15 protein-coding genes are annotated in these 12,948 nt (G+C 62.9%); all 15 read right to left on the bottom strand.

Going from position 1 to position 12,948, the window contains the following annotated elements:
- Positions 1–2: 2 nt before the first annotated feature.
- Positions 3–950 (bottom strand): sulfotransferase, encoded by a 948-nt coding sequence (locus C996_RS14215; protein WP_081623689.1) that lies wholly within the window; start codon positions 948–950, stop codon positions 3–5.
- 21 nt (positions 951–971) lie between these two features.
- Entirely contained in the window at positions 972–2,411 is a 1,440-nt protein-coding gene (locus C996_RS0107175) for an oligosaccharide flippase family protein (protein ID WP_018866775.1), read from the bottom strand.
- A gap of 48 nt (positions 2,412–2,459) precedes the next feature.
- Complete coding sequence (locus tag C996_RS14780; RefSeq protein ID WP_231367141.1) at positions 2,460–2,762, bottom strand: hypothetical protein; 303 nt, start codon at positions 2,760–2,762, stop codon at positions 2,460–2,462.
- Between the two features lie 209 nt (positions 2,763–2,971).
- The gene (locus tag C996_RS0107185) at positions 2,972–3,511 is read right to left on the bottom strand and encodes a type II TA system antitoxin MqsA family protein (RefSeq protein ID WP_018866777.1); all 540 of its coding nucleotides are present in this window, start codon (positions 3,509–3,511) and stop codon (positions 2,972–2,974) included.
- A gap of 5 nt (positions 3,512–3,516) precedes the next feature.
- Positions 3,517–3,765 (bottom strand): DUF4258 domain-containing protein, encoded by a 249-nt coding sequence (locus C996_RS0107190; protein WP_018866778.1) that lies wholly within the window; start codon positions 3,763–3,765, stop codon positions 3,517–3,519.
- Between the two features lie 116 nt (positions 3,766–3,881).
- A complete protein-coding gene (locus tag C996_RS0107195; protein WP_018866779.1) occupies positions 3,882–5,453 on the bottom strand; it encodes a DegT/DnrJ/EryC1/StrS family aminotransferase in 1,572 nt (523 codons plus the stop codon).
- On the bottom strand, positions 5,446–5,766 hold the full coding sequence (locus C996_RS0107200; protein ID WP_018866780.1) for a hypothetical protein: 321 nt from the start codon (positions 5,764–5,766) through the stop codon (positions 5,446–5,448). Before C996_RS0107200 ends, C996_RS0107195 begins: the two co-directional genes overlap by 8 nt.
- A gap of 27 nt (positions 5,767–5,793) precedes the next feature.
- A complete protein-coding gene (locus tag C996_RS0107205) occupies positions 5,794–6,369 on the bottom strand; it encodes an acyltransferase (protein ID WP_018866781.1) in 576 nt (191 codons plus the stop codon).
- 68 nt (positions 6,370–6,437) lie between these two features.
- On the bottom strand, positions 6,438–6,827 hold the full coding sequence (locus C996_RS0107210; protein WP_018866782.1) for a GxxExxY protein: 390 nt from the start codon (positions 6,825–6,827) through the stop codon (positions 6,438–6,440).
- Positions 6,828–6,883: 56 nt separating this feature from the next.
- A complete protein-coding gene (locus C996_RS0107215; protein WP_018866783.1) occupies positions 6,884–7,936 on the bottom strand; it encodes a Gfo/Idh/MocA family protein in 1,053 nt (350 codons plus the stop codon).
- A gap of 19 nt (positions 7,937–7,955) precedes the next feature.
- Positions 7,956–9,245, bottom strand: a complete 1,290-nt coding sequence (gene tviB, locus C996_RS0107220; protein ID WP_019592973.1) for a Vi polysaccharide biosynthesis UDP-N-acetylglucosamine C-6 dehydrogenase TviB — start codon at positions 9,243–9,245, stop codon at positions 7,956–7,958.
- Positions 9,232–9,714, bottom strand: coding sequence for a hypothetical protein (locus C996_RS0107225; RefSeq protein WP_018866785.1), 483 nt, complete (start codon positions 9,712–9,714; stop codon positions 9,232–9,234). The genes tviB and C996_RS0107225 overlap by 14 nt, the downstream gene beginning before the upstream one ends.
- A 384-nt stretch (positions 9,715–10,098) precedes the next feature.
- A complete protein-coding gene (locus tag C996_RS0107230; RefSeq protein WP_018866786.1) occupies positions 10,099–10,479 on the bottom strand; it encodes a PIN domain-containing protein in 381 nt (126 codons plus the stop codon).
- Complete coding sequence (locus tag C996_RS14220) at positions 10,476–10,739, bottom strand: AbrB/MazE/SpoVT family DNA-binding domain-containing protein (RefSeq protein WP_081619335.1); 264 nt, start codon at positions 10,737–10,739, stop codon at positions 10,476–10,478. Before C996_RS14220 ends, C996_RS0107230 begins: the two co-directional genes overlap by 4 nt.
- 341 nt (positions 10,740–11,080) lie before the next feature.
- Positions 11,081–12,796 (bottom strand): bifunctional sulfate adenylyltransferase/adenylylsulfate kinase, encoded by a 1,716-nt coding sequence (locus C996_RS0107240; RefSeq protein WP_018866788.1) that lies wholly within the window; start codon positions 12,794–12,796, stop codon positions 11,081–11,083.
- Between the last annotated feature and the right edge of the window lie 152 nt (positions 12,797–12,948).

Consider the following 12,948-nt stretch of genomic DNA (forward strand, 5'->3'; position numbering starts at 1 on the left):
GCCTATTGTCCAATCCGCGTGATCAGACCGTCACGTTCCGCCTCTTCAAGAAATCGATAGGTTGGCTCAAACTCCGCCTTCACCGCATCATCACATGCCGACGAAACCGCAACCGCTTTCTTGGTTCTTGCTGCTCCTACCAACCGCCTGAAGATTCGAGCCCGCTTCCCTGACACCCCTAAAGCATGCCGAACCCTCCTAGTACGGATGACCGCGTATTCCAAAAAACGATTCCACGGCCCCATAGCCACTGCTGCGCTCGGATTCACAACCCTTCCTGCATCAACATCATCAACCGCTTGAAGGCCAAGCCATTTTAAAATGAAATCAAAAACATCCCCCGGGTTACCCTTGTAGTCTTCGTAGCGCAGAATCAGTAGTTTTTCCCGCCCCACTAGCTCCATAACATCCGGAACAAACCGCTCATAGTGATACAAAACGTCATACCTAAACAGGATCGTCGTCTTGCACCCTGGGGGGAACCCGCTCCCATTACTACGCTCCCTTAACAAGCCCCAACATTCACAGAAGTCCTCGGAGACCTCGCGCATATCCTCACGGACGTACTTCAAGCGCTGAATAAACATCGACTTCGACGCCGCTACCGGGTCGCGTAAAACAAGAATAAACTTCGCATCTGGATTTAGCTCCTGGATACGACTAATCGACTCCACCGAATACATGTTGAAAACACTCGCGTCCAACCGGTATGCGGCGGCTTCTGCATCAGGATTATCGTAGTTTTCAAGATACTTATCGATAGTCAGGATCGGGTAGAGATCCGGGTCATCATAAAAGACACCGGCATCGAAGAAACGAGGCTCTTTCTTCCAACAGTAGACCGAAGGATGACGGGAAAGGCTGTCCGCCAGTGCGGATGTTCCTGCCTTAGGTGCGCCAATTAAGAATAGATTCGGCCGGGAGGAAGATTTTATGCTAAAAGATTTCATTAAATTCACGCGAAATCGAGTTCAGTACGCCGAACGCAAAAGGGTGTAGTACCGGATAAATAACGCAACCGTAGACAAAACGATCGCCGACACCAAGAATTCTCCAGACATCCCCAGAGCAACCACAACCATGACCGGAAGCCCCACTAATAATGCGGCCCCAATCGCCTTTATCGTTGAAGAGGCGGCCGTCCATATCGGCATGGAGCCTGATAGAGAAAGAAGCCACAACAAGAAACCAACCCAGCACAACGCACTACCAATTGAAAACAGTGCAACCGCGAGCATTACGTCCTCCCGCAGCCCCCCAATCGAAAGACCTACCACACGCACCATCAAGAGAACCACGTGAAAAAACGCGCCCTGCGCTTGTTTCTCCACTACAGAATGGAGTGTGCTCAGGGGCGAAGTCACAAACTGGATATACAGAAATGGCGCCATCCATTGCGCAAACTGGCCCGCTTGGCGCCAGGGATCGCCAAAGGCGAACGCAAAAAGGTCCGGTCCCAACAAAAGCAGCAGGAGCGCCGGTGGCATGGCAATATGTGCCATCTTCGTATGGATACCGGATACTAAGGTCGCTAGGGAACCATCCCTGTTAGCCTTTGAGGCCGAGGAGAAAAACACGTCGGCAATGGCTTTCCCAAGCAACGACATCGGCATAGCCAGGACGCGATGCGCCAGCATGTAAATACCAGCAACAGCGGGACTAAACAGCGCCGCAAAGAGAATTGCCGGCAGCTCAGTGCCCGTTTTGTTGAATACTCCGCTCCACGACGAATATATCGGGAAGCGCCGGTACCGGCTGGCGGACCACCGGATGTCGGTTAACCGAACCTTGCGGAACGTGGCCCATTTGCGGCGGATGGCGAGGAGTCCAAGGCTGGATGTACCGGCGGCCTGTCCGCTCACCTGCCCCAGCAACAGAGCCACCGGACCGAGTGCGTAGCCGCCGAGCTGCACCCCGACCATGCTAAGCGCCTGGGTGAGCTTGGTCCGGGCAATCGCCGGAAATGCCTTCACCCGGATCGCCCAGTAGTTGAAGACCTGATAGACGCCGATCAGGAACAATCCAATGGGGAGCAGCCACAGGTAGGGCTCCAGTGCCGGGGTGTTGAGCGTCGCTGTAATGGGACCGCCCCAGATCCATACGATCACGGCGCTCACGGCCGTCATGCCCAGCACCACCAGGAGGCTGAGCACTACGACGCTGGCCGCCTCCTCATCGCTTTCCGGCAACGGGATGGCGAGCTGGTAGCGCAAGCTGGCGATCACGCCCAGGATGCCCAGGAGGCCGGCGTAGACCGCCAGCAGCCCAAAGTCCTCCGGGCTGTACAGCCGCGTGAGGATCGGCGATGCGGCGACGACGATAATCTGTCCGGCTGCCGTACCGCCGGCGAGGACGGAGACGCTGCGCGCGAAGCGGTTCTTCGGCAGCAGACGCTTGAGACGTTCCTTCATGTTCGGATTACGACATGCCGCCGGGGATTTGCAGGGACGATCCGTCGCTCACTGCTCTTTCGCTCGCTGGATGCCGGGCGGCGCGGCCGGCAACAGCACGCGGCCCGTCGGGCTTTGTGCGGTGACGAGATCGGCCATGTGCCGCATCTGCAGCCACATTTGTGGCACGACGAACGTTTGAATGAACGACTGGCGCTCCGACTCCGGCGGGAGCTCCGACTGATGCGCGAGCGCGTATTCCGCGCGATACGTCAGGTGGGCGCGGAACACGGTCAGCTCATCATCGATGTCAGCCTGTTCGCTGGTTTCTGCATCGGGGTGCAGACCGTTCAGCTCCAACTCCAGGCGCACGTGGATCCGGGGCCCTTCCGTCGCCTCTCCGCGAGCCGTTCGACCGGCGCTCTCGTCGCTAGCATGCAGCCGACTGCTGAGCATGCCCGGGCGTCCCTCAGGCACAGAGGCAGGGCCCCGTTCATACTGGATGCCATCAAGGTAGGCCTCGAGGAGCTGTGCACGGTTGGCCCACTCCGGCAGAGTCGGGTCTTGCTGGCATTCCCCGGTCATCGGGACATCACCCACGCGGCGTCGATGCCGCCAAAGCGGTGGTGAGTTTCGATCCAGTATTCGCCATCGGGACCGGTGGCGAGATCGATCTGCACCCGATCAATCCCGTCATGCGGCAGGTTCTGCATCAGGTGGTCGATGTCGCGCCAGGCGTAGCCGAGTGCCCCCAGGGTCCAGGTCCGTATCAGCCGGTCGGCCAGCTGCTGCACGGGCACATGCCCCTGCTCCCAGCGCGACACGGTCACCGGGCTCACTCCGATGCGGCGGGCCAGTTCGTTGGCGGTGAGCTTCAATTCTCGCCGCAACAGCGCAAACTCGGCCCCCGTGAGGGTCCGGTTGAGGGCGCAGAGCCGGTCCCGGATCTGGCGAGCCACCTGGACATAGCGGGGGATCTCGATGGCCTCGTCGCCGCAGTCGCGGCAACGAGTGCGCGGCGCGTTGAGAAACTCGACGGAGTGCACGCCGAACTCTTCGGCGCGATGCGTAATGCAGTCGTGCTCGAGTTGGGTGGATCCGCAGATGATGCACTGGTTCATGCTGTTCACTCCGAACGCGTAACGGTCACGATGACCAGTGTGTGGTGGTTGGGGATGGCCGTGACAACAGCCGTTCTCCCCCACTCGTCGACGAAGGCGACGCGGTACCGCCAGGTACCATTCTCGTGCCGGGCTTCATCTACATGGCCTTCTCGCAGCACGTGGTCCACCCAGTCGGCATGGATCTGCCGCTCGCGCATCCTCTGGCGGGCGTGACCGCTGAAGGTGCGCGAGACTTGTGGATCCCGCGCCATTTCGTGAATCCGGCGCGTCGCCTCTGGCTCCGTGAGCGGTTGGTTGATACCGTCCGTGGTCATTCAAAACTTAACACAGCGTTAATTTGTTGTCAGGGCCATACAAAAGCAGTGCGTTAACCCGCAAACAGGGCACGGACGACGGTCTGTTGTTCGGCTTCGCTGATGTACGGGTGCATGGGCAGGCTGATGACCTGCTGGCTGGCCTGCTCGGAGTTCGGGAAGTCCTCTGGGGTGTTGCCCAGCTCGGCGAAGGCCGGCTGGCGGTAGAGCGGGACCGGATAATGGATGGCGGTGGGAATGCCGGCCTCTTTCAGGCGCGCCTGCACCGCCTCGCGGTCTCCCGCTCGGATGGTGTACTGCGCATACACGCTGGTGTTGCCGGCGACTACATGGGGTGCGGCGATATCGCTCAGCTCCCCGGCATTCAGCAGTGCGGTGTAGCGTTCGCCCGCCTGGCGACGCAGTTCCACTTCCTCGGGGAAGATGTCCAGCTTGGCCAGCACGATGGCGGCCTGGAGGGTATCCATGCGCCCGTTCACGCCGATGACCGGGTGGTGATAGCGGCGGTCCTGGCCGTGCACGCGGATCTCGCGCATGGCCTTGGCCAGGTCGTCATCGTCGGTGAACAGGGCGCCGCCGTCGCCGTAGCCACCCAGCGGCTTGCTGGGAAAGAAGCTGGTGGAGCCGATGGTGGAAAGCGCACAGCTCTTGCGGCCGTTATACGTGGCACCAAAGGATTGGGCGCCGTCTTCGATGACGGGCAGGCCGTGCTCTTCGGCAATGGCGTTGATGGCGTCGAAGTCGGCCGGCTGGCCGTACAGGCTGACCGGCATGATGGCCTTCGTTCTGGCGGTGATGGCCGCCTCGATCCGGCTCGGGTCGATGTTGTAAGTGGCCGGGTCGATATCGACGAAGACCGGTTTCGCCCCCAGCAGGGCGATCATCTCGCCGGTGGCGATGAAGGTGAACGGCGTGGTGATGACCTCATCACCCGCGCCGATTCCCAACGCCATCATGGCGATCAGCAGGCTGTCGGTGCCGCTGCTGACGCTTATGCAGTGCTTGCTGCCGGTGTAGGCGGCCAGGCGCTCTTCCAGTTCGCCGACCTCGGGGCCCATGATGTACTGGCCGTGGCGCAGGACGTTCTCGACGCGGCGTTCGATTGCCGGCCGGATCCGCCGCTGCTGGGCGGCCAGGTCGATGAAGGGGATTGCTGTCTGTTCCGTGCCGGCCTCGTGTTGCAGTCGGGCCAGTGCCTCGCTCGGTTGCAGCGTCTCGCATTCGCCGAGCGTGTCGAAGGTCGCGTCCAGTGTGACAATGGCCACTTCACCGCCGCGCAGGCTGCGTGTCCCGGCGGCGATCTGGGCATCCTCGAAGTCGCGCGCCGCGGTGTAGAGTTCGGCCTGTTCGTGCCCGCACAGGCTCAGTACCGCGACCCGCTCCAGCAGTTGCTGCATGAGTTCCTGAACCGTGGAGCGAGCGGTCTCGGGCTCCACTCCCAGTTCCTTCAGGCGTCGCACGGCGACGAAATCCAGGGTGCTCAGGGCGCTGGCCCCAACCCAGAGCGTGTTGCCCGCTTCCGCCGCCTCTTCGAGGAGCCGCGCCGTGGGGTTGTGCTCCACGTCCGCGTCCAGCCACATGTCGAGGATCGCGCTGACGTCGAGGATCCAGTGCCGATCAGCCACGGTGCTTGTCCTCCCAGGCTTGCGCCCGGCGCTCGCGGATTTCGCTCTTGCTCAGCGTGCGGTTCTCTGCCAATCGGAGGGCGTCCCTGATGGGGGCCTGGGTCGACTGAAGCTGGCCAATGAAGTCCCCAGTGGTCGCGGTTCCGCTGTGGTGCGCATGGGGGGGCTGCCCGCTGGTGGCGGCCGCTTCTTCCTCTGGTTCGATTTCGTCATCGGGCACTGTGACCTGAACGCGCACCCGCGGATGGCGGAGTTTGAGCGGACGGGCAAACTGCAGGTGGCCTTTCTCGTCGAGTGTGGCTTCGATTTTCATGATTTCACCTCGGGATGCTGGGGCAGCTCACTCTCTGCCAAGCGTTGTGCCACGTAGGAAATAGAGTGTACCCGTGGCGGGGCACTGCGCTGAGGCGTCGCCCTCCAGCGGCAGGTCGAGCTGCTCGCCGTGTTCGCTCATCCAGCCAATCTGTTTGGCCGGCACCCCGACCATCAGGGCGTAGGGCTTGACGTCCTTGTTGACCACCGCGCCGGCGCCAATGAATGCGTGCTCGCCCACGGTGACCCCGCAGATGATTGTGCAGTTGGCACCAAGGGTGGCGCCGCGCTTGACCAGGGTCGTGCGGTATTCGTCCTTGCGCGGGATGGCCGAACGCGGGTTGTAGACGTTGGTGAAGACCATGCTGGGGCCGCAGAAGACGTCGTCTTCCAGGGTGACGTCGTCGTAGACCGAGACGTTGTTCTGCACCTTGACGTTGTTGCCGATGACCACGCGGTTGCCGACAAAGACGTTCTGACCAAACGAGCAGCGCGCGCCGATCCGGGCGCCGGCGCAGATGTGAACCCAGTGCCAGATGCGGCTACCCTCGCCAATGGTCGCGCCATCATCAACGATGGCCGTTTCGTGTGCTTGGTAATTCATGGTCTTGTGTTTTCTCGCCAAGTCGCGGAGGCGCTAAGGTTATGAAACTCAAGCGGCATTTATAGCTCTCACGGTGTGCCTGCTGAGTTGATGATGCGCGTCAGACCGTGCTTGAGCATGGGGGCACCGAAGTTGATGAGCAGACCCAGGCGGCTGTTCGACAACTTCAGGTACGTCAGCAGCTGTTTTTTGTGAACAGGCTGCACTTGTTCCACCGATTTGAGCTCTACGATCACTTTCCCGTCCACGATCAGGTCAGCACGAAAGGCATCGCGAATCTTCAGGCCCTCGTAATCGATGCTAATGGGCACCTGCACATCGGCCTGGCACCCCCGTGCTCTTAGCTCGTACGTGAGGATCGATTCGTACACCGACTCGAGCAATCCCGGCCCCGTCTGCACATGGACCTTGTAAGCCGCATCAACAATCTCTCTGGCGATCCGATTTTCCTGTTCCATTCCTCATCCTTGAGGGGACTCAACTTAGCGCCTTAGCGCCTTTGCGTGAGCGAGCATCAATACTCCAGCGGCAGGGAGACGGTTTTGCCGTCGCGGGCGGAGAGGTAGGCGGCGATCAGCAGCTCCAGGGAGCGCAGACCTTCGCGGCCGTCGGTTTCGGCCTCGGCCTCGCCGCGCAGAGTATCGACCACGTTCTTGTAATAAAGCGGGTGACCGAAGCCGTAGACGGAGGTGGTTTCGTAGTTGGCCTGGAGGACGTCTTCGTCGTAATCGCACTCGTCCGCGAAGTCCCAGTGCTGGATCTCGTTGACGGCGACGCCACCGACGCGGACGCTGCCCTTTTCGCCCAGGATGGTGATGGAGCCCTCGTAGTTCTTCGGCCAGGTGAGCATGGTGACGTTCATGGAGCCGAGGGCGCCGTTGCGCCAGCGGATGTTGAGGACGCCGCTGTCTTCCACTTCGATGTCACGCGCCAGGGCGCCGGTCATCGCCTGAACGTCGGCCACCGGGCCGATGAGCCAGTCGATGAGGTCGACGTAATGGGAGGCCTGGTTCATGAAGGCGCCGCCATCGAGCTCCCAGGTGCCGCGCCATTTGGCCGAGTCGTAGTATTCCTGCGGGCGCGTCCAGAAGACGTTGATGGTGACCATGTGGATGCGGCCGAAGCGCTTCTCCTCCACCGCGCGCTTGAGCAGTTGCAGCGTGGTGTTGCGGCGGTTCTGCTTGACCACAAACAGGCGCACCCCGGCCTTGTCACATGCCTTGACCATACGCAAGCCATCACTCCAGCGGGTGGCCATGGGCTTTTCGGTCATGACGTTGACACCGTAGCTGGCAGCGAGCTCGGCCTGATCCGGATGCAGGCCGCTAGGGGTGCAAATGCAGACCAGGTCGAGATCCTCCTTCTGCAGCATCTCTTCCATGTGGATGTAGCCGGGGACGTTGTACTGGCTTGTATGCGCCTCAAGGGTGCTGCCGTCGATGTCGCAGACGGCGCCCAGTTCCATGTCGTCGTGGTGGACTTCCAGGGCGCCGAAGTGGTTCTTCGAGATGCGACCGCAGCCGACGATGCCGACGCGAATCTTGCGATTGTGGATGGTGGGGAACATCGTCTTCCTTTTTTGTCGTTTACAGGCGCAGGTCGACCTGATCGGGAGGCAGCAGACCCTTGATGTCATAGAGCACGTGGGTGGCGCGGCCGTAATCGCGCAAGGCCGTAGCGCCCTGCTCCGAGAACTCCCGGTGGCCGACAGCCAGGAGAACGGCATCATACTGACCGTTCCCCGGACGCTCGGTTAGGTCAATGCCGTACTCGTCGCGCGCCTCTTCCGAATCGGCCCACGGGTCGTGGACGTCGATGGTCATGCTGTAGTCGCGCAGCTGGCTGATGATGTCGACCACACGGGTGTTGCGCAGGTCGGGGCAGTTTTCCTTGAAGGTGAGCCCAAGGATGAGGACACGGCTGCCCTCGACCTGAATGCGACGCTTGAGCATGGTCTTGACCAGTTCGCCGGCGACGTAGGCACCCATACCATCGTTGATGCGCCGGCCGGCCAGGATCATCTCCGGGTGGTAGCCGATCTGCTGCGCCTTGTGGGTCAGGTAGTAGGGATCGACCCCGATGCAGTGGCCGCCGACCAGGCCCGGCTTGAACGGCAGGAAGTTCCATTTGGTGCCGGCGGCGGCGAGGACTTCGTGGGTGTCGATGTCAAGGCGGTTGAAGATCAGTGCCAGTTCGTTGATCAGGGCGATGTTGACGTCCCGCTGGGTGTTCTCGATGACCTTGGCGGCTTCGGCGACGCGGATGCTGCTGGCCTTGTGGGTGCCGGCGGTGATGATCGCAGCGTAGAGGGCATCGACACGCTCGGCGATGGCAGGTGTGGAGCCACTGGTGACCTTGACGATGTCGGTGACGCGGTGGGCCTTGTCGCCGGGGTTGACGCGCTCGGGGCTATAGCCGACGTAGAAGCCATTGCGGTCTGCGTTATAGCGCAGGCCGGATGCGGCTTCGAGCACCGGAACGCAGACTTCTTCGGTGGCGCCGGGATAGACGGTCGATTCATAGATGACCAGGTCGCCCGGTTTGAGGGCCTGGCCCACTGTTTCGCTCGCACGGATGAGCGGGGTGAGATCCGGCTGACGGGCACTGTCGATGGGTGTCGGGACGGTCACGATGAAGGTAGTCGCCGCCTTCAGGTCCGCCGGATCCGTAGTAACCGTGAGGTGGGTGGCCGCGACCAGTTCGTCATCCTCGACCTCGCGGGTGGCGTCGTGGCCATCGCGCAGTTGGTCGACGCGTTTAGCGTTGACGTCAAAGCCGATCACCGGGCGCTGCTGGGCAAACGCTACGGCCAACGGAAGGCCGACGTAGCCAAGCCCGATGATGGCAAGGGGTTCGGATGAGTTAACGGCAGTCATTCACTCGCTCTTGTGGTTGTGTCGTCAGGGTCAGATGCGGCCGCCTGCCCGCTTCCTGAAAAAAAGCTGGCCGACCAGGCCGAAAAGCGGCCAAAGGGCCAGTGCCGCCGGATCCCCTCAGCAGTCGATCGCCGAAGCGATGCCACCGCGCCACTACAAAGCGGTTCATCGCGTAGTGCGTGAGCGAGCGGAAGAAGGCGGCGAACAGGATGAGCCCGAAGGCGGCCGCGCCCAGCGCGAGGATGAAGGCATCCACCGAGGTGAAGCCGAGGCCTTCGTAGACGGTGTTGAGCACCGGGTTGGTCTGCACCACTACGGGGTTGCCCAGCACGCTCAGAAACGGCATGACCGAGGCGACGCCGGCGGTTTCCAGTACGGCCATGATGATGACCATGCCGAGCACCAGGCCGCCGCGGCGTTTTTCCTTGGGGGTTAGGAGGGCCAGGGCTTTGCGGTAGGTGCTGAACATTGCTGGGTACTGGATTCCGGGTGCTGGTTCTGGAGGGGGCAGCGCGTGCGAGAGGGGGTATGGCTCGCCTGGGTTTTCGCGTGCGAGCACGCTCCTACAGGGGTGTGTTCAGCGGTTGAACGCGGATTGGACCATGGTTGGGGGGTTCGCCTCAAGGTTTGGGGGTGGCTCGGACAACAGAAAGCAAGGTTGCCGGCCACAGGTAACGATGAAGAGCCCGGGGCTCTGGCCAGTTGGATTCGGGACGTGCCCCATCGCGCAGGCGCCGCATTCCTGCGACGGCGTTGCAATCAGCCGTACGAGCGTGTCTGTAGTAGAAGGCCCTGCCGGCGTCCGACGCGGGCAGGGCCTTCGCGGCCAAGGCCGCTCCCACAGGTGGAGGGTTTAGCGCACGGGGTGGATCTCGATGTCCAGGTCGAGATGGGTCCACGCCCGGTCGGCGGTCAGCACCGGGAGGGCCTTGTCCCTGGCCAGCGCCAGGCAGGCTCGGTCGGCCATTGACAGGCCATGCCGGCGCGAGGACTCCCACAGCTGTGCGGCGAGGTCCGCCTGTTGCGCCGTGAACGGCTCGAAAACGAGCCCGACGTCGACAAACTCCTGCTGCATGCCCTGGACGTCGACCTTGCGCTGCAGTGATTTTTGCAGCACCTCGGACCAGTTCACGGTGGACACGCATCCGCCATCAAGGGCGCGGGCGACCCTGTCCCCGCCCGGCTCGTCATGCAGGAAAGCCAACACGGCGGAGGCATCCAGCACGATGGTCATGACTCCCCATGCTCGTGTTTGGCTTCGGCCCGCCGATCGCCGATGAGTTCATCCACAAGGCTGACGTCCTGCGGGATGTGCCTGAATCGCTCACGGAGCCGCCGCTCGACCCGCTCGCGCCGTTCCAGCACGAGGCTCTCCCCGACCAGTCGGGCGACCAGGCGGTCGCCAGGGCGCAGCTTTAGGGTATTGCGCAACGCGGCCGGGATCACGACACGGCCTTGTGCGCCGACCTGCACCTCGTTTTCATTTTGTGCCACCGCTTTCTCCCTCTGCCACGCTTGGCTCCAATATGGCACACAAAGGCGGAACGAGCCATGCTGGTCACGGGCGCCTGACATCCCCGCTCCTCGAACCACAACAACCTCCCGGAAACCGCTCAGCGGTTATCCGCCCCCCTCGTCTGGACCACCACAGGGGCAGTAGATCCCGGCTCTGCGCTACGCGAAGGCCGGGAAGGCTGGTGGAGGTTGCGTGGCTTGGCTAGTTGTGAAGATTGGGTGGTTTTCTGGCGTTGGCGGGGGCTTCGCGGCCAAGGCCGCTCCCACAGGGGGGGGAGTGGCATTGGGTGTGGGGGGCCAGGCCTCTGGCGGATTGTGCGCTAAGGGTTGCGGATGAAGCCCATGGCTTCGAGTTTGAGGAGGATGCGGTGGGCGGCTTCGTCCGGGGTCATCTCGCGGGTGTCGAGGCGCAGCTCGGGGGTTTGCGGCTCCTGGTAGGGGTCGTCGATGCCGGTGAATTCCTTGATGAGGCCGGCGCGGGCCTTGGCGTAGAGGCCCTTGCGGTCGCGGGCCTCGCAGGTTTCCAGCGGCGTGGCGACGTGGACCTCGATAAAGCCCCCTACCCGCTCGATGCGTTCGCGCACGCGGCGGCGCATGTCGGTGTAGGGGGCGATGGGGGCGCAGATGGCGCAGCCGCCGTTCCTGGTGATCTCGCTGGCCACAAAGCCGATGCGCTGCACGTTGATGTCGCGGTGCTCGCGCGAGAAGCCCAGCTCGCTGGAAAGCTCCTTGCGCACGATGTCGCCGTCCAGCAGCGTCACCGCACGCCCGCCCAGCTCCATCAGCTTGACCCGCAGCGCGTTGGCCATGGTGGACTTGCCGGAGCCGGACAGACCGGTGAAAAACACGGTAAAGCCCTGGCGATCGCGCGGCGGGAAGCTGCGGCGAAGCTCCTGCACCACTTCCGGGTAGGAGAACCACTCGGGGATCTCCAGGCCTTCGCGCAGGCGGCGGCGGAACTCCGAGCTGGGGAGGCTGAGGGTGTGTTCGCCCTCGCGCACCTCGTCGGACGGCACGAAGTCCGCCCGGTCCTGCACGTAGGTCATGGCCTGGAACGGGACCATCTCGATGCCGATCTCGTCGGCATGGCGCTGGATCAGGTCCTGTGCCTCGCAGGGGCCATAGAAGGCCTGTTCGTCCGGGCCCGCATCGGGGCTGGCATGATCGTGGCCGACGATCAGGTGCGTGCAACCGTAGTTGCGGCGGATGATCGCGTGCCACAGGGCCTCGCGCGGGCCGGCCATGCGCATCGCCAGCGGCAGAAGGCTCAGCTGCGTCGTCTGCTCCGGGGCCTGGCGCAGCACATGCTCGTAACAGCGCACGCGTGCGTAATGATCCACATCGCCCGGGGCGGTCACGCCCACGACCGGATGGATCAGCAGGTTGGCTTCGGTCTGGCGCACGGCGCGGCGGGTGATCTCCACCTGGGCACGATGCATGGGGTTGCGGGTCTGGAAGGCGACCACGCGCTTCCAGCCGAGCTTCTGGAAGTACTCTCGCAACTCTCTCGGGCTGTAGCGGTAGGTGCGAAAGTCGTGGTGGACCGGGGCCTCCAGGCCATGCAGCGTGCCGCCCAGATAGACGGGGCCCGTGCGATGCAGCAGCTCGTTGACGCCCGGGTGCGCGGTATCGGTGGTGCCAAACACCTGTTGCGCCTCGCGAGTGCGATCGGGCGTCCAGCGATGCTCCACGTCCATCACCGCGATGAGCATGCCCTCGGCATCGCGCAGGGCGATGCGGCTGCCCTCCTCCACCTGCGCGGCGAAGGCTTCGGTCACGTCCAGCGTGATCGGCATCGGCCACAGCGTGCCATCGGCCAGACGCATGTTCTCGAGCACGCCGTCGTAATCCGCCGGGCCCATGAAGCCCGTCAGCGGGGAGAAGCCCCCATTCAGCAGCAGCTCAGTGTCGCACTGCTGGCGCTCCGTCAGATCCCAGGAGGGCATATCCCGCGCCGCTTCATTCAATTCGCGGGCCGTCGCCTCGTCCACATAACGCTCGCAGAGCGTGCCGCCATACGGCGTAATCAATTCCATTCCGTCATCCGTCGTCGTCTCGCCTTCTGTAGGAGGCCAGCCCTCTGGCCGATTGGGCATCACCAACGCCCCATCGCGCAGGGGGCTGCGCTCCTACAGGGACATGCCACCGCCATACGAGCAGCCAGCGCGCGGGCCGCCACGGCGTGATC

The organism is Thioalkalivibrio sp. ALE25 (genome assembly GCF_000377285.1).
Taxonomy (GTDB): Bacteria; Pseudomonadota; Gammaproteobacteria; order Ectothiorhodospirales; family Ectothiorhodospiraceae; genus Thioalkalivibrio.